Raw genomic sequence first — 15320 nt, 5'->3', positions numbered from 1 at the left:
CACCGATGATATGTACAGCTGTACGCAACGATGTGTACAGTCGTCCACATGGGATACGCATACGGACTGCTGGCCGCGGCGATCACGGCGGAGGTGGCCGGGACGACGGCCATGAAGTACAGCGAGGGCTTCACCCGGCTCTGGCCCTCGATCGGCACGGCGGTGGGCTATCTCATCGCCTTCACCCTGCTCGCCCAGACCCTCAAGACGCTCTCCGTGGGCACCGCGTACGCGATCTGGGCCGGTGTGGGCACGGCAGCCGTGGCCCTCATCGGCATCCTGTTCCTGGGGGAGTCCAGCAGCCTGGTCAAGATCGCGGGGGTGGCCCTGATCGTCGCCGGGGTCGTCGTGCTCAACCTGGGAGGGGCGCACTGATGGCCCGCCGGTACGACCCCGAGCGGCGGACGCGGATCATCGACGCCGCGCTGCGGGTGATAGCGGCCGACGGCCTGGCGGGACTCAGCCACCGCACGGTGGCCGCCGAGGCGGACGTGCCGCTCGGCTCCACCACGTACCACTTCGGATCGCTGGACGAGCTGCTGACGGCCGCCCTGCGCCGGTCCAACGAGAACTTCGCCCAGGCGCTGCGCGACAGTGCCGCCTTCACCGGGGAACCCTCCGCCCAGGACGCCGACACCGGACTCGCCGATGACCTGACCAGGGTGCTGGGGGAGTGCTTCGCGGGGGAGCGGGGCGCGATCGAGCTGGAGTACGAGCTGTACCTCGCGGCCCTGCGCCGCCCGGCCCTGCGCCCCGTCGCCGCCGAGTGGACCGAGTCGGCGGTCGAGGTGCTGTCCGCCCGCACCGACCCGGCCACCGCGCGCGCCCTCGTCGCGCTGATGGACGGCGTCTGCCTCCAGGTGATGCTGACCGGCTCCGCCTTCGACGCGCCCTACACCCGGGAGATGCTGGCCCGGGTGGTGGAGGGGCGGGGCTGAGGGTGTGTGCCCTGCTCGCGGCGACGCTGGGGGGCGATGTCGGCGGCAGCGGAGGGGCGGGGCTGAGAGGGGGCGCGCCCTGCTCGCGGCGACCGCCAGGGGCGGTGCCGGTGGCTGCCGGGGCCGGGGAGCGGACGCGCACCGCGGAGGACGGGCCGGAAGCTGAGACCGGTTCGCCGGAGCGGGCCCCGGCCGGTTAGGTTTCTGTCCATGACCGACACGACTTCCCAGGCCACTTCCCGTACCACCGGCGCCGTCGCCGCCGGCCTCGCCACCGTCGCCGGTGACGGCACCGTCCTCGACACCTGGTTCCCCGCCCCCGAGCTCAAGCCCGAGCCCGGCCCGGCCGGTACGCAGCGGCTCACCCCGGACGAGGCCGTCAACCGCCTCGGTGAGGGGGCCGCCAAGGCCATCGGCGTGGACGCCCGGCGCGGGGTCGAGGTCGTCGCCGTCTCCACGGTCATCTCCTCGCTGGAGGACAAGCCGCTGGACGCGCACGACGCGTACCTGCGCCTGCACCTGCTCTCGCACCGGCTCGTCCAGCCGCACGGCCAGAACCTCGACGGCCTCTTCGGCCTGCTGGCCAACGTCGCCTGGACCTCGCTCGGCCCGGTCGCCGTCGACGACCTGGAGCGGGTCCGCCTCAACGCCCGCGCCGAGGGGCTGCACCTCCAGGTGACCTCGGTCGACAAGTTCCCGCGCATGACGGACTACGTGGCCCCCAAGGGCGTACGCATCGCGGACGCCGACCGGGTCCGGCTCGGCGCGCACCTCGCCGCCGGGACCACCGTCATGCACGAGGGCTTCGTCAACTTCAACGCGGGCACGCTCGGCACCTCCATGGTCGAGGGCCGCATCTCCGCGGGCGTCGTCGTCGGCGACGGTTCGGACATCGGCGGCGGCGCCTCCACCATGGGCACCCTCTCCGGCGGCGGCAACGTCCGCATCGTCATCGGCGAGCGGTGCCTGGTCGGCGCCGAGGCGGGCGTCGGCATCGCGCTCGGCGACGAGTGCGTGGTGGAGGCCGGGCTGTACGTCACCGCCGGCACCCGCGTCACGCTGCCGGACGGCCAGGTCGTCAAGGCCCGTGAGCTCTCCGGCGCCTCCAACATCCTCTTCCGCCGCAACTCGGTCACCGGCACGGTCGAGGCCCGCCCGAACAACGCGGTGTGGGGCGGACTGAACGAGGTCCTGCACGCCCACAACTGATCTTCCGCGGATCCACAACGGATCTTCTGCCGATCCACAGCTGTTCTCCGCGGATCAGGCCGCGAGGAGCTCCTCGTACGCCGCCCGCAGCCCGTCGACCGCCTCGCGGCCGGCGGGCTGCAGCGGTTCCCGGACCGGGCCCGCGTCCAGCAGGGCCTTCACGGTGACGGCGCCGGGCAGCCCACCCGCCATCATCAGCTCAGCGAGCCGGACCGTCAGCCCGTTGAGCCGGGCCGCCTCGTCGGTGCGCCCCAGGTCGAACGCGTCCAGCGGCGCCCGCATCTGACGCGGGGCCACGTTGGCGACGGTGCTGACATAGCCCGCGCCGCCCAGCGCGTACAGCGGGAGGTTCAGCTCCTCGCACCCCGAGTAGTACGCCAGCGAGGTCCGCGCCAGCACCTTCGTGGAGCCGAGCAGGTCGTACGCGCAGTCCTTGACCGCGACGATCCGCGGGTGGTCCGCGAGCCGCAGCAGGGTCTCCGGCGCGATCCGGACGCCGGTACGGCCGGGGATGTCGTACAGCATCAGCGGTACGCCGGTGGCCTCGGCGATCCGCAGGAAGTACGTCTCCACGGCGGCCTGCGGCGGCCGGCTGTAGTACGGCGGCACCACCAACAGCCCGTCCGCGCCCGCCTCTTCGGCCTCCCGCGCCAGCCGCACCGCGTGCGCGGTGTCCGCGCTGCCGACGCCGGAGAGCAGCGGCACCCCGGCACCGACCTCCGCCCGGACCGCCCGCAGCAGGTCCGACTTCTCCGCGTCCGACGTGGTGGGCGACTCCCCGGTGGTGCCGCTGAGCACCAGCCCGTCGCAACCATCGGCCACCAGCTGCGCGGCATGGGCGCGGGCGGCGTCGAGGTCCAGCGCCCCGGTGGCGGTGAACGGCGTGATCATGGCGCAGAGGGCGCGGCCGAAGGGGCGGGGCGCGGTGGCAGTCATGCCCGAAGTGTCGGCCGCCGTGACCGTGAAGGTCTACTTAGATCTGCTTGTGCGGACCGGGAAGAGATGCTGAACAGTGCCCTGGGATACCCGCCTCCTGACATGATCGAACACGTGGGCGGTGCGCGGCGGGGGGCCGTGACGAGGGCGGGCGAGGGGTGGAAGAGATGGGTGAGCGGGTGCGGGGCCGGACGCGGACACGGCGAGCGGTCTCGGCGGCGGTCCTGCTGACGGTACTGACCGGCTGTTCGGGCTTCCTCGTACCGGCCGGTGAGGGCGAACCCGACCCCACCCCGTCCGCCCGCGCACCGCGGCCACCCGCGCCCTCCGCGGACGTACCGGCTCAGGGCCCGGACCCGTCGCCCACCCCCACCCCCACGCCCACGTCCACCGGGGACTGCCCCGCCTCCGGGGCGGTGGTGACCATGGGGGAGATACTGACCGTGATGATGAGCCGCGCGGCCGTCCTCACCCTGACCAACTGCGGCTCGAAGCCCTACCGGGTCGAGGGCTACCCCTCGGTCCAGGCGCTCGGCGAGGACGGCGAACGCCTCCCGGTGAAGGTCAACCCGGCGGGCTCGCAGTTCGGCCGCGACCAGGGCCCCGAGGAGCTCACCCTGAAGCCCGGCGGCACCGTGAAGTCGATGCTCGCCTGGGTCTCCACCCAGGAAGGCGGCGAACTCGTCATGGCCGACGCCCTGGAACTGGCCGCCGCCCCCGACGCCGGGGCGCGGGTCCAGCCGCTGGAGGGCCACGACATCCGGTACATGGACGAGCTGAACATCACGGCCTGGCGGGCGGAGCTGCCCGAGTGACCGGCTCTCCTCTCACGCGTCGCCCACCGGCACGGTGTGGGTGACCCAGGCCGTGCCGGGCGGCCCTTCCGGCGCCGTGTGCAGCAGGAAGGACGCGGGCTCACCGGTGTAGCCGGGCAGACCCTCCCGCCGCACCAGCCCGCTCTGCCGGTACGTGCTCGGCGCCACGCCCACCGTGCTGCCCGCGAAGGGTGCCGTGACCGGGCGGTTCACCGACCGCCCCCACCCGGCCCGGCAACGCGACTGGATCGACGCCGTGTTCGAGGCGTTCGGCAACGACATCCGGACGTCCGAGGGAGGCATCGCCGGGCACGTCCACGTCAGCACCGACGGCACCCGGGTCCTCAACTACGCGGAATGGGAGAGCGCCGAACACCACATCGCGGCACTCGCCGCACCCGGTGAGGGGACCGGCTCCCCGTCGCCGCTGTGGGAACGCGTCCAGAACCACCCAGGCATGACCGGCGGCGGCGTGAAGCGCTACACGCCCGCCCTCAGCATGCGGGCCGGGTGACGCCCCGGCGCTGCGGCGGAGCTGCCGGCGAACCCCCGGTGAACGGGGGCGGTCGGTGGCCCGGACCGGGTGGCAGGCGGCGAATTGCGTCTAGGCTTGAGCGGCTGAACCGCGTACGCACTCCGTACGCCCCCGAGCACGCACCGAGGAGAACCCCCGATGTCCGCAGAGCGCCCCATCCTGCCGCCGGTCCGGCTGCACTCCGAGGCCGAACTGGCGCGGGACGCGCTCGCCGCACCGCTCTTCGTCCGCGCCGTCCGGCTCGCCCGCTGGGCGGGGCCCGACGCACGGGTCGGCGCCGGCGGTGAGCTGGTGGAGGCGCAACTGCCCGCGGCCGCCGAGCACCTGGGCCTGACCGCCGACGAGGACGGTGCCGCGTACGCCAGCGAGGCCTGGCGGCTCGCCGTGGACACCGGGCTCCTCGACGTCACGGACCCCGAGGAGGGGGAGCTCCCGGACGGCTCGGGCGCCCCGGACTCCTCGGAGGCCTCGGAAGCCGAAGGCACCGTCACCGCGGGCGAGAACCTGGCGCTGCTCACCACCGGCTCCCCGCAGGACATCCTCGGCATCTGGCTCGACGGCCTCGACGCCGTGCACGCCGACGCCACCGCGCCCGTCCTGGACGACGTCGCGGACCTCGTCGGTGAGGACGGCTCCATCGACTTCGACGCCCTCGACTGGGACCCGGAGGCGGAGGCCGAGTTCCTCGACGGGGTCCTCGGCAACCTCTACCTGCTCACCCTCGCCGAGAACGGCGCGGGCGAGGGCCCGGTGCCGCTGCCCGCCCTCGCCGCGTCGATTATCGTCCCTGACGACATGGGCGAGCCCACCGACGACATCCTGGAGCAGGTGTCGGAGGCGATGATGCGCCTCGACGACCAGTTCCGCCTCCTCGAACCCATCGGGATCGTCGAATACCAGCCGGTCGACGAGGCGTTGATGGTCGAGGAGGGCGACGCGGCGGACCCGGCGGCCGGGGCCGACGAGGAGGACGTCACCCGGTACGGGATGGTCAAGCTCACCCCCCTCGGCCTGTACGGGGTCCGGGCCCGGATGCTGGAGGCCGGGGTCGACGCCCCCGCCGTCGGCGACCTCGCCGACAAGGGCGCCGACACCCTCCTCGACGGCATCGCGTACTACCCGGAGGCAGCCGCCCGGGCCGAGATCCAGCTCTGGCTCGCCGGGCGCGGCACCGAGGGCACGGTCCCGGCCGCCGCCGAGCTGCTCGCGGCCTCACGCGGCACGGACGAGGGCGCCCCGCTGCGCCGCCTCCACTGCCAGCAGGCGCTCGCCCTCGCCGGCGAGGCGGCCGAACCCGCCGTACGCGCGGTCCTCGGCGACCGGGAACTCGGTGGCCTGGCCCGCGTCTGGCTCGCGGAGCACGGCGCGTCCGACGTCCCGCCCCCGGCGGAGGCGATGATCTTCTGGCTGGCCATCGACACGATCGCCGCCCAACTGGACGCCGACGGCGAACTCGACGAGCTCCAGGGCCTCGTCGAGGGCCTCTCCGCCCAGCACAGCGGCTTCTTCGACGAGGTCTGGCGCGTCGACCACCCGGCCACCGCCGACGTACTGGAGGCCATGGGCCGCCTGCACAGCGACAAGAAGGCGGCGAAGGACGCCCGAAAGGCCGCGTTCAAGGCCCGGTCGCGGGCCGGCAGCTGAGGAGCGTAGCGCAGACGTGGGCATCTGCTCGGACAGAGCAGATGCCCACGCTTCCCGTTGCCCGGCTCCTCCGAAATCTCCTCGCGTGCGCGGACACCGGTCCCTAGGGTCATGGACATGCACCTCCCGGTGCGAAGGCCGCGGCTCCTTCCTGCAACGAACCACGCCGCGGCCACAGTTGATCTCGGGAGGCGCGAGCGCCGGGGTGTCCGGTGCGCAGACGACGGATACTTCCTTGATCTGGCGGCTGCGGGTTCGAGTCCCGTCCGGCTCCGGCCGGTAGCTCACATGGGCAGAGCACCAGAATGTTCTCCGTCGTCGACCCCGGGCCGTCACACGGCCCTGATCTCGGGCACCCCGTTCCGCCGCCGCGCCCTCCCCCGGGAACCAGGAACCAGGAATTCGGGGATTCTCATGGCTCGGTTCAACCAGCGCGTCACCCAGCTCCGTTCCGCCTTTCCGGGGCCCGCCTCGCCCGTCACCACCACCGGTGGGCTCGCGGCCAACCACCAGGGGGCACCGGGCGGGTACGGGATGGCCGGTCCGAGCTCTTCCTGCTCGCCGTCGCCGACTTCGTGGCGCAGGAGACCTTCTACGAGAGTGGCGAGAAGTACGACACCGCGTCCAAGGGCTTCCGCTTCGGTGACGTCCTCAACCTGGTGCATGCCGCGCCGGACCCGGCCAAGCCGTGGCAGGGCCAGCTGTTCCGGTACGCGCCGGACCGCAGGCACCGGCCGGAGAGCGCCGTGCCGCCCGCCGGCGACCGCACCCTGACCGCGCACCGGGCCCTCATGGAGCTGCCGGTCGCCGAGCGTCGCGCGGTCGTCACCGGGCCCGGCGGCGCCGAGCGGCTGGCCGGGGCCGGGATGACCTGGGAGGCGCTGGCGGGCTGGTTGCAGGGGCCGATGGACGCGGAGGCGTGGGAGGCGGTGATTGCGTCCATGGGGACGATGGCGCTCGTGCGTAACCTGCGGAACTTCGACGAGGCCGGGGTGAGTGACGCGGTCGCGGCCCGGGCGGCGGCGCGGATCTGCGACCCGGAGGCCGTCGCCGCCTCCCGGCAGTTCCCCTTCCGCTCCCTCGCCGCCTACCGGCACGCGCCCTCGCTGCGCTGGGCGTACCCGCTGGAGCGGGCGCTCGGCCACCCGCTGAACCAGGTACCGGCGCTGCCGGGGCGCACCCTGGTCCTGGTCGACCGCTCCGGGTCCATGTGGTCGCCGCTCTCCGGGCGCTCCCAGCTGAACCGGGCCGACGCCGCCGCCGTCTTCGGTGCCGCCCTCGCGCTGCGCGCCGCCGACGCGGACCTGGTGGAGTTCGGCACGACCAGCGCGCCGGTGGCGTACCGCACGGGTGAATCGGTGCTCAAGGTCCTGGAGCGCTTCGGCAACCTGGGCGGCACCGACACCGTACGGGCGGTGGAGCGCCACTACCGTGGCCATGACCGGGTGCTGATCGTCACCGATGAGCAGGCCTCGTCCACCTTCCGCGGCGACGCCACCCGGAGCGTTCCGGACACGGTGCCCGTCTACACCTGGAACCTGGCCGGATACCGCCTCGGCCACGCCCCGTCCGGCGACGGAAACCGCCACACGTTCGGGGGGCTTTCCGACGCCGCGTTCCGCATGGTTCCGCTGCTGGAGGCCGGGGTAAGCGCTGACTGGCCCTGGTGAGCGCGGGTCACGAATCCGGCACTTCTGGGGCCCGGGCGGCAAACGGGCATGGCGTCGGGCCTTCACAGGGCGCATACTCGACTTAATGAAACAGTCAGCCGGATCCCGGCGTCACCTGCCTTCCAGTCCCTTCAACCGCCCGGCCCAGGAGGCCCCACCGGTCGAATGCTTCGATGTGGGCGACAGGGTGTCGCACGACCAGTTCGGGCTCGGCAGGATCCTTGCTGTCGAGGGCGACAACGACGCAGTCCTCATCGACTTCTCGGGGCGACAGGGGAGGATCCTGAGCCCGTACTCCAAGCTGACCAAGCTCTGAGACACCGCACGAGCACGAGCAGCGTCCGCCTTCTCCGGATCCGGGGCACCTGAATCACCTCAGGTGCCCCGGATGCCGTTGGCGGCCGTCCGGCCCGGGAGCTACAGGGACTGGGCGGCGGGCTTCACCATGCCGCGCACGGTGCGTGACTTCACGAACTCGCCCATGGCCGTCATCTCCCACTCACCGCTGAACTGCTTGATGAGCTTGGCCATGATGACGCCGGTCTGCGGCTCCGCGCCGGTCAGGTCGAACCGGACCAGTTCCTCGTCGGTGCGCGCGTCGATCAGCCGGCAGTAGGCCTTGGCCACCTCGTTGAACTTCTGGCCGGTGAACGAGTTCACCGTGAAGACCAGGCCCGTCGCCTCGGCCGGGATACGGCCCAGGTCAACGACGATCGTCTCGTCGTCGCCCGCGCCCTCACCCGTGAGGTTGTCGCCGGAGTGCTTGATCGCCCCGTTGAGGATGGAGAGCTTGCCGAAGTAGCAGCTGTCCAGGTGGTTGCGGTTGGGGCCGTAGGCGATGACCGAGGCGTCCAGGTCGATGTCCTTGCCGCGGAACGCGGGCTCCCAGCCGAGCCCCATCTTGACCTGGGAGAGGAGCGGGGCACCGCCCTTGACCAGGGAGACCGTCTGGTGCTTCTGAAGGCTGACCCGGCCCTTGTCGAGGTTGATCTTCCCGGCGCCCATGGCCGGGGCGACGGGCTGTGCCGGGGGAGCGGCGGGGGCCGGCGGGGCGATCCGCGGGTCGACCGGAGCGGCTGCCGGAGCCGCCGGGGCTGCCGGAGCCGCCGGGGCGGCCGGCTCCTCGACCGAGACGCCGAAGTCCGTGGCGATGCCGGCCAGCCCGTCGGCGTAACCCTGGCCGACCGCGCGGGCCTTCCAGGCACCGTTGCGCCGGTAGACCTCGATGACCACGAGCGCCGTCTCACTGCCCAGCTGGGGCGGGGTGAACGTGGCCAGCGCGGTGCCGTCGTCGGCGTTGCGCACGGTGGCGGTGGGCTCGACGCCCTGGAAGGTCTGTCCCGCGGCGTCGGGGCTCGCGGTGACCACGATCTTCTCGATGCCGGGCGGGACGGCGGTGGTGTCCACCACGATGGCGTCGGGTGCGGAGCCGCCGCCGGCGCGGTAGGTCACGCCGGGACCCGAGGGCTGGTTGTAGAAGATGAAGTCGTCGTCGGAGCGCACCTTGCCGTCGGCGGTGAGCAGCAGGCCCGAGACGTCGAGCCGCACCGGAGCGGCGACGTCCACCGCCACACGGACGGCGGAGAGAGGGATGTTCGAGCCGGGGGTCATTGCGGTCATGCACGGGGTAACGAACGACCCCGCTTTGCCGTTCCCTTACCTTCGCGGCTGTCCGGCAGTTCCCTGCCGCAGAGCCTCAGGCGGGCCGTTTCCGGCGCCCTCGGCGGCGGTCGCGCCGAGCGGGCGGTGGGCGCCTTGACCCGCCCCCAGGGCTGCTCCAGCGTGACGCTGTCCATGAATAACGACGCGGGTGCGGCGGCGGACTTCGCCTGCTGCGGCACGGGCGAGTTCCACGCGCTGGCGCGGGAGGAGTTTCCGCCTCGTGGTCACCGCCGCCGTCGAGGAGAGGGCCGGACAGGCCCCGTCGTCGCGGGTACGGGATACGGCACGGCCCTCGCGATCGAGTGCGCGCGGACCGCCGAGGAGGCCGGCGCCGACGGGCTCCTCGCCCTGCCCCCGCACCTCGTCGTCGCCGGCCAGGAGGGCTGCTGAACCACTACGCGGCGCTCACGGCGGCCACCGGTGGACCCACCCGGCGGGCCCGGCCGGGCCGGGCGGCGGCGGGGCCGCGGCCGAGACCGCTGCGGTCGGCGCGACGTCGGCGAGCGCGGCCTGCACGGGGGCCCAGTACGGGCGTCCGGCGGTGAGCCCGCCCTCGAAGACCACCGTGGGTCCTGTCTCCCCTCCGGCACGGCCCGGCAGATGCACTGGCTGCTCCGGGGTTCCTCGGCGCTGTTCGCGCCCTCCTTCGCGATCGACCCGATCGAGCGGCGGCCCGGGGTGAGGGAGCGGGACGCCGTACGGGGGCCGGTGTGCGCCCGGCCACCGGCCCCCGCCGGGCTCACCGCTCCAGCGCCGCCCGCATCATCTTCTGTGCGATCGGCGCCGCCAGGCCGTTGCCGCTGACCTCGGAGCGCGCCGAGCCGGAGTCCTCGACGATCACCGCGACGGCGACCTCCTTGCCGCTGCTGCCGTCCTTCGCGTACGAGGTGAACCAGGCGTACGGGGTGTTGCTGTTGTCCACGCCGTTCTGCGCGGTTCCCGTCTTTCCGCCGACCTCGGCCCCGGCGATCTTCGCGTTGGTGCCGGTGCCCTCCTCGACGACGGTCACCATCGCGCTGCGCAGCTGCTCGGCGGTGGACTCCTTCACCACCCGCTCCGTCTTCCCGTCCTCGGTCTCCTCCAGCGTGGAGCCGTCCCCGTCCGTCACCGACGAGACCATGCGCGGGGCGGCCAGCTCACCGCCGTTGGCGAGGGCCGCGGTGACCATCGCCATCTGGAGCGGGGTCGCGGTGACCTCGAACTGGCCGATGCCCGTCAGCGCCGTCTGCGCCTTGTCCATGCCGGTCGGGTAGACGCTCTCGGCGGCCCGCACCGGGACGTCCAGCTTCTTGGTGTCGAAGCCGAACGCGTCGGCCATCTCCTTGACCTTGTCCTGGCCGAGGTCGGCGGCCACCTTGGCGAAGACGTTGTTGCAGGAGTAGCGGAGGGCGGTGCGCAGGGTCGCGTTCTGGCAGGGGGCGGAGGCGTTCTCGTTGCGCAGGACCGTGCGGGTGCCGGGGAGGGTGTACGGGTCGGGGCTGTCGGTCGCCTCGTCGACGGAGCCGTAGAGCCCGTTCTCCAGCGCCGCCGCCGCGACCACCAGCTTGAACGTGGAACCGGGTGCCAGCGGCTGCCGCAGTGCCCGGTTGACCAGCGGCTTCTCCTTGTCGTCCAGCAGCTTCTTCCAGGCGTCGCCGTCGTCCGTGCCGCTGATGGCGGAGGGGTCGTACGAGGGCGTGGAGACCATGCCCAGGATGCGGCCGGTCTTCGGGTCGATGGCCACGGCCGCGCCCTTGTCGTCGCCGAGCGCCTCGTACGCCGCCTTCTGGACGCCCGGGTCGATCGTGGTGAGGACGTTGCCCGGGGCGGCCTGCTCGCCGGTGATCAGGTCGGCCGGGTTCTTCAGGCGGTCGTCCGTGCCGTCCAGGACGTCGCTGTAGATGCCTTCGAGCTGGGTCGCCCCGTACGCCTGCGAGCTGTAGCCCGTCACGGCCGCGTAGAGCTCGCCCTGCGTGTAGGTCCTCTTGTACCGGAGGTCGCCGCCACTGGTCCCCTTCGATCCGGTGACCGGCGAACCGGCCACGATGATGTCCCCGAGCGGCTGCGCGTACTGCGCGATGGTGTTCCGCCGGTTGTGCTCGTCGTCTGCGAGCGCCTTGGCCTGGTAGCCCTGCACCCACGTCGCCCGCACCAGCAGGGCGAGCACCATGAGCAGGCAGAAGACCGAAGCGCGCCTGATTGTCTTGTTCATCCCGCTGGAGGGACGAGCGGGGGTGCTCCGCCCGTTCCCGGTTGTGCCGCTTCTCACCGATTTCTCACGCGGCCCATCCGGCCGTGACGCTCAGCCCGGGGTGATGAACCCGGATTCGGACGCCGCGATGACGGCCTGTGTACGGTCCCTGGCACCGGTCCTCGCGAGCCCCCGACGCAGCGTGAGCCAGGCGGCGGTGCGCACCTTGGCCTGCCGGGTCCGGGCGGGCCCGTCGGCCGGCAACGCGGGCGGCACCCCGCACAGGGCCCGGGCCCCGGCCACGGCGGTGACCCGCAGCACGGGGAGGGCCGGAGTCGCGGGCAGCTCCCGCAGCCGCTTCGCCGGTGTCGTCATGGTGCCCACGCTTCCGTGGAGCCGCCGTCCGCACCTCCTGCCCGCCGACGATCCGCCTCCGCCGTACGGGGGAGGCGGGCTCAGAGTCTCCGCGTGGCCAGGGTGAGGCGGTCGCGGGCGTCCAGCAGGGCGTCCCTCACCGTCTGTTCGTGGCCGGGGGTGAGGCGGGCGGCCGGTACCGAGCAGCTGATCGCGTCGCGCGCGGGTGTGCGGTAGGGGATCGCCACGCCGAAGCAGCGCAGGCCGAGGGTGTTCTCCTCGCGGTCCACCGCGTAGCCCTGCTCGCGGACCACGTGCAGCTCCTCGATGAGCTTCTCCCGGTCGGTGATGGTGTGTTCGGTCAGCGCGGGCAGCGTCTCGGGGAGCAGCTTGCGGACCTGCTCGTCGCTGTGGGTGGCCAGCAGTGCCTTGCCGAGCGAGGTGGAGTGGGCGGGCAGCCGACGGCCGACCCGGGTGAAGGGGCGCAAATAGTGCTGGGACTGGCGGGTCGCGAGGTAGACCACGTTCGTGCCGTCGAGGCGGGCCAGGTGGATGGTCTCCGTGGTGTCGTCGGAGAGCCGGTCCAGGGTGGGCCGGGCGGCGGCCACGACCTCGTCGCCGTCGATGTAGGAGGTGCCCACCAGCAGGGCGCGCACCCCGATTCCGTACCGCGTGCCCGTCGCGTCCGTCTCCACCCAGCCGAGCTCCACCAGCGTCCGCAGCAGCATGTAGAGGCTGGACTTGGGATAGCCCACGGCCTCCTGGACCGCGGCGAGCGAGTGCATACCGGGGCGGCCGGCGAAGTATTCGAGCAGCTCCACCGTGCGTACCGCGGACTTGACCTGTGCCCCACCGGACTCGGCGACCGACATCGCCCCACGCTCCTTCTTCGGCTGCTTCGGCCTCGGGCTCCGCCCGGAAGGCCCGCCACCATGGATTGCCAACACGGAACACCCGGAAATAGAGTCCGAGCACATTCACGATCGAGAACTCTGTTCAGAATACCGAACGCTTCTGGGCGGTGTTCCGGGAGCTGAGGGGAATCACGGTGAGCGCAGCACCAGTCTGGAGTGTCGACCCCCGAAGCGGGAACCCGCGCGAACAGGTCGCGGTGGAGGCCACCACCGAGGAGGTCGACCGTACGGTCCGGGCGGCCCACGCCGTACGCGGCGCCCTGGCCGACCGCACGCCACGCGCCGCGTTCCTGCGTACGGCGGCCGAGCTGCTGGAGGGGTCGGGCGCGCACATCATCGAGGCCGCCGACGCGGAGACCGCGCTCGGCCCGGCCCGGCTCACCGGTGAACTCGCGCGTACCGCAGCTCAGTTGAGGGCCTTCGCGGAGGTCGTCGACGAGGGCGCCTACCTCGGCATCCGCATCGACCACGAGGACGACTCCCGCACCCCGCCCTGGCCCGACCTGCGCCGCTGGAAGATCCCGCTCGGGGTCGTCGCCGTCTACGCGGCGAGCAACTTCCCGCTCGCCTTCTCCGTCCCCGGCGGCGACACCGCCAGTGCCCTGGCGGCGGGCTGCCCGGTCGTCGTCAAGGCACACCCCGGCCACCCGGCCACCTCCGAGCTCTGCGCCTCGGTGCTCCGCCGCGCCGCAGCCCGCACCGGGTTGCCGGAGGACGTGGTGACCCTGGTCCACGGTTTCGACGCGGGCGTCGAACTGATCCGCCACCCGCTGGTGAGCGCGGCGGGCTTCACCGGTTCGGTACGCGGCGGCCGCGCCCTGTTCGACGCGGCGGCCGCCCGCCCCACGCCCATCCCCTTCCACGGCGAACTCGGCTCGCTCAACCCGGTCGTGGTCACCGAGGCGGCCGCCGCCGAGCGTGCGGCGGAGATCGGCGCGGGTCTCGGCGGCTCCATGGCCCTGGGCGTCGGCCAGTTCTGCACCAAGCCCGGCTTCGTCCTCGCCCCGGCCGGCGACACGGGGGATCAGCTGGTCAAAGCCCTTACCGAGACGGTCAGCTCCACCGGCTCCGGCGTGATGCTGGACCGCCGGATGCGGGACGCGTTCCTCGCAGGCGTACGCGAACGGGCCCAACTCCCCGACGTCGAGACCCCCGTCACCCCCGGCGCCGCCGGGGAGCACACCGTCTCCGCCGGATTCCTGACCGTCCCGGCCGCCCGTCTCACCGCCGAAGGCCCGCACGACACGCTCCTGGAGGAGTGCTTCGGCCCGGTCACCGTGATCGCGCGCTACGGCTCCGAGGACGAGGTCGCCGCCGTACTCGCCCGGCTCCCCGGCAACCTCACCGCCACCCTCCAGACCACGACGGAGGGCGACGACCCGGCGGCGGCCGGGCTCCTCACCGCCCTCACCCCGCTCGCCGGGCGCGTCCTGGTCAACGGCTGGCCGACCGGCGTCGCCGTCGCCCCGGCCCAGCACCATGGCGGCCCGTACCCGGCCACCACCTCCCCCTCCACCTCGGTCGGGACGACGGCCATCGAACGCTGGCTGCGCCCGGTGACGTACCAGAACACCCCCGAACCGCTCCTCCCACCGGAACTCCGCGAGGCCAACCCGCTGAGCCTGCCCCGCCGCGTGGACGACCGCCCCGCGTGAGCCCGCGCGTGGACGGCCGCCCCGCATGAGCCCCTGCGCTTGAACGCACGACCCGCATGCCCCCGCACCCGAACGCACGACCCGCATGCCCCCGCACCCGAACGGATGACCCGCATGACCCCGCACCCGGACGGACTCCGACCATGACCCTCCACCTGGACGAACTCCCCTTCCCTCTGGCCCCCTCGGGCCCCGACGGTCGCTGGACCCACGCAGACGGCACCCTGACCGGCCGCGCGGGCCCCGGCCAGGATCTTTTCGTACCGCCGTCCGGTGCGGCGCTGGACTCGGCGACCGACGCGCCGCGCCTGCTCGGCCCGGCAGGGGACGGCGACTTCCGGCTGCTCACCCGCGTCCGCCCCGGTCTGGCCGCCGCGGGCGACGCCGGGGCGCTGTATCTCCAGGTCGGCGACCGCGACTGGGCCAAGCTCTGCCTGGAGCACTCCGCAGGCCTGGCGACCGTGTGCAGCGTCGTCACCCGGGGCCACTCCGACGACGCCAACGCCTTCGTGGTGGAGGAGGGCGCCTGCTGGCTCCGCCTCAGCCGCACCGGCGGCGCCTACGCCTTCCACGCCTCCGCCGACGGCGGGACCTGGACCTTCGTCCGCGTCTTCACCCTCGGCACGGACGAGGAACGCGCGGCCGCCCGGATCGGCTTCCTGGTGCAGTCGCCCACGGGGGAGGGCTGCGGCGCGGTCTTCGACCGGATCACGTTCCTGGCCGGGGGAGTGGAGAACCTGCGCGACGGGCGGTGACGGACAACGCGAAGAGAGAACGGGAGCCTGCCTGTGCCGGAGACGCCGAAGTTCGACCGGCGG

At 73.0% G+C, this 15320-nt stretch carries 16 protein-coding genes and 2 pseudogenes; 11 read left to right on the top strand and 7 right to left on the bottom strand.

The window, feature by feature from the left end; translation table 11 throughout:
* Positions 1–48: 48 nt before the first annotated feature.
* The 3 genes from D6270_RS06600 to dapD all read left to right on the top strand — a co-directional run bounded on the left by D6270_RS06600 (position 49) and on the right by dapD (position 2147).
* A complete protein-coding gene (locus D6270_RS06600; protein ID WP_109166291.1) occupies positions 49–375 on the top strand; it encodes a DMT family transporter in 327 nt (108 codons plus the stop codon).
* A complete protein-coding gene (locus D6270_RS06595; RefSeq protein WP_109166292.1) occupies positions 375–938 on the top strand; it encodes a TetR/AcrR family transcriptional regulator in 564 nt (187 codons plus the stop codon). The genes D6270_RS06600 and D6270_RS06595 overlap by 1 nt, the downstream gene beginning before the upstream one ends.
* Positions 939–1148: 210 nt before the next feature.
* Entirely contained in the window at positions 1149–2147 is a 999-nt protein-coding gene (dapD, locus tag D6270_RS06590; RefSeq protein WP_015607815.1) for a 2,3,4,5-tetrahydropyridine-2,6-dicarboxylate N-succinyltransferase, read from the top strand.
* 54 nt (positions 2148–2201) lie between these two features.
* On the opposite strand, the gene dapA is transcribed toward dapD, so the two are convergent.
* Positions 2202–3083, bottom strand: a complete 882-nt coding sequence (dapA, locus tag D6270_RS06585; protein WP_109166294.1) for a 4-hydroxy-tetrahydrodipicolinate synthase — start codon at positions 3081–3083, stop codon at positions 2202–2204.
* A 167-nt stretch (positions 3084–3250) separates the two neighbouring features.
* On the opposite strand from dapA, the gene D6270_RS06580 reads away from it, so the two are divergent.
* The gene (locus tag D6270_RS06580) at positions 3251–3898 is read left to right on the top strand and encodes a DUF4232 domain-containing protein (RefSeq protein ID WP_109166295.1); all 648 of its coding nucleotides are present in this window, start codon (positions 3251–3253) and stop codon (positions 3896–3898) included.
* Positions 3899–3910: 12 nt separating this feature from the next.
* Here D6270_RS06580 and D6270_RS06575 read toward each other — a convergent pair whose 3' ends face one another.
* Positions 3911–4066: a hypothetical protein gene (locus D6270_RS06575; protein ID WP_225976780.1), complete on the bottom strand. Its 156-nt coding sequence runs from the start codon at positions 4064–4066 to the stop codon at positions 3911–3913.
* Positions 4067–4112: 46 nt separating this feature from the next.
* Here D6270_RS06575 and D6270_RS06570 point away from each other — a divergent pair.
* From D6270_RS06570 to D6270_RS32825, 4 genes and pseudogenes are all read left to right on the top strand, one after another.
* A pseudogene (locus tag D6270_RS06570) lies at positions 4113–4412 on the top strand (antibiotic biosynthesis monooxygenase); the annotation flags it as partial.
* 159 nt (positions 4413–4571) lie between these two features.
* Positions 4572–6077 (top strand): hypothetical protein, encoded by a 1506-nt coding sequence (locus D6270_RS06565; RefSeq protein WP_109166296.1) that lies wholly within the window; start codon positions 4572–4574, stop codon positions 6075–6077.
* A 414-nt stretch (positions 6078–6491) separates the two neighbouring features.
* Positions 6492–7747: pseudogene (locus D6270_RS06560) on the top strand (TROVE domain-containing protein).
* A gap of 85 nt (positions 7748–7832) precedes the next feature.
* Entirely contained in the window at positions 7833–8063 is a 231-nt protein-coding gene (locus D6270_RS32825) for a hypothetical protein (RefSeq protein WP_003969918.1), read from the top strand.
* A gap of 101 nt (positions 8064–8164) precedes the next feature.
* Here D6270_RS32825 and D6270_RS06555 read toward each other — a convergent pair whose 3' ends face one another.
* Positions 8165–9367, bottom strand: coding sequence for a TerD family protein (locus D6270_RS06555; protein ID WP_109166297.1), 1203 nt, complete (start codon positions 9365–9367; stop codon positions 8165–8167).
* A gap of 135 nt (positions 9368–9502) precedes the next feature.
* Here D6270_RS06555 and D6270_RS06550 point away from each other — a divergent pair, with 135 nt between their 5' ends.
* The gene (locus D6270_RS06550; protein ID WP_162600264.1) at positions 9503–9799 is read left to right on the top strand and encodes a dihydrodipicolinate synthase family protein; all 297 of its coding nucleotides are present in this window, start codon (positions 9503–9505) and stop codon (positions 9797–9799) included.
* Positions 9800–9814: 15 nt separating this feature from the next.
* Here D6270_RS06550 and D6270_RS32820 read toward each other — a convergent pair whose 3' ends face one another.
* The 4 genes from D6270_RS32820 to D6270_RS06535 all read right to left on the bottom strand — a co-directional run bounded on the left by D6270_RS32820 (position 9815) and on the right by D6270_RS06535 (position 12805).
* On the bottom strand, positions 9815–9973 hold the full coding sequence (locus D6270_RS32820) for a hypothetical protein (protein WP_225977099.1): 159 nt from the start codon (positions 9971–9973) through the stop codon (positions 9815–9817).
* 175 nt (positions 9974–10148) lie between these two features.
* Complete coding sequence (locus D6270_RS06545) at positions 10149–11600, bottom strand: peptidoglycan D,D-transpeptidase FtsI family protein (protein ID WP_109166298.1); 1452 nt, start codon at positions 11598–11600, stop codon at positions 10149–10151.
* Positions 11601–11690: 90 nt separating this feature from the next.
* Positions 11691–11954 carry a hypothetical protein gene (locus D6270_RS32815; protein ID WP_225976779.1) on the bottom strand — a complete coding sequence of 88 codons (264 nt, stop codon included), beginning with the start codon at positions 11952–11954 and terminating at the stop codon, positions 11691–11693.
* 80 nt (positions 11955–12034) lie between these two features.
* Positions 12035–12805 carry an IclR family transcriptional regulator gene (locus tag D6270_RS06535; RefSeq protein WP_109166299.1) on the bottom strand — a complete coding sequence of 257 codons (771 nt, stop codon included), beginning with the start codon at positions 12803–12805 and terminating at the stop codon, positions 12035–12037.
* A gap of 176 nt (positions 12806–12981) precedes the next feature.
* On the opposite strand from D6270_RS06535, the gene D6270_RS06530 reads away from it, so the two are divergent.
* Positions 12982–14502 (top strand): aldehyde dehydrogenase (NADP(+)), encoded by a 1521-nt coding sequence (locus D6270_RS06530; RefSeq protein WP_109167568.1) that lies wholly within the window; start codon positions 12982–12984, stop codon positions 14500–14502.
* A 143-nt stretch (positions 14503–14645) separates the two neighbouring features.
* A complete protein-coding gene (locus D6270_RS06525; protein WP_109166300.1) occupies positions 14646–15257 on the top strand; it encodes a DUF1349 domain-containing protein in 612 nt (203 codons plus the stop codon).
* The last annotated feature ends 63 nt before the right edge of the window (positions 15258–15320 follow it).

It is taken from the genome of Streptomyces griseus subsp. griseus, assembly GCF_003610995.1.
Lineage (GTDB): Bacteria > Actinomycetota > Actinomycetes > Streptomycetales > Streptomycetaceae > Streptomyces.
The sequence above is the reverse complement of the archived record's forward strand: the minus strand, read 5'-3'. Positions and strand labels throughout refer to the sequence as shown.

Bases quoted from the DNA above. Each gene is read 5' to 3' on its own strand.
- D6270_RS06600 (WP_109166291.1), top strand. From the start codon at position 49: ATGGGATACGCATACGGACTGCTGGCCGCGGCGATCACGGCGGAGGTG.
- D6270_RS06595 (WP_109166292.1), top strand. From the start codon at position 375: ATGGCCCGCCGGTACGACCCCGAGCGGCGGACGCGGATCATCGACGCC.
- dapD (WP_015607815.1), top strand. From the start codon at position 1,149: ATGACCGACACGACTTCCCAGGCCACTTCCCGTACCACCGGCGCCGTC.
- dapA (WP_109166294.1), bottom strand. From the start codon at position 3,083: ATGACTGCCACCGCGCCCCGCCCCTTCGGCCGCGCCCTCTGCGCCATG.
- D6270_RS06580 (WP_109166295.1), top strand. From the start codon at position 3,251: ATGGGTGAGCGGGTGCGGGGCCGGACGCGGACACGGCGAGCGGTCTCG.
- D6270_RS06565 (WP_109166296.1), top strand. From the start codon at position 4,572: ATGTCCGCAGAGCGCCCCATCCTGCCGCCGGTCCGGCTGCACTCCGAG.
- D6270_RS32825 (WP_003969918.1), top strand. From the start codon at position 7,833: ATGAAACAGTCAGCCGGATCCCGGCGTCACCTGCCTTCCAGTCCCTTC.
- D6270_RS06555 (WP_109166297.1), bottom strand. From the start codon at position 9,367: ATGACCGCAATGACCCCCGGCTCGAACATCCCTCTCTCCGCCGTCCGT.
- D6270_RS06545 (WP_109166298.1), bottom strand. From the start codon at position 11,600: ATGAACAAGACAATCAGGCGCGCTTCGGTCTTCTGCCTGCTCATGGTG.
- D6270_RS32815 (WP_225976779.1), bottom strand. From the start codon at position 11,954: ATGACGACACCGGCGAAGCGGCTGCGGGAGCTGCCCGCGACTCCGGCC.
- D6270_RS06535 (WP_109166299.1), bottom strand. From the start codon at position 12,805: ATGTCGGTCGCCGAGTCCGGTGGGGCACAGGTCAAGTCCGCGGTACGC.
- D6270_RS06525 (WP_109166300.1), top strand. From the start codon at position 14,646: ATGACCCTCCACCTGGACGAACTCCCCTTCCCTCTGGCCCCCTCGGGC.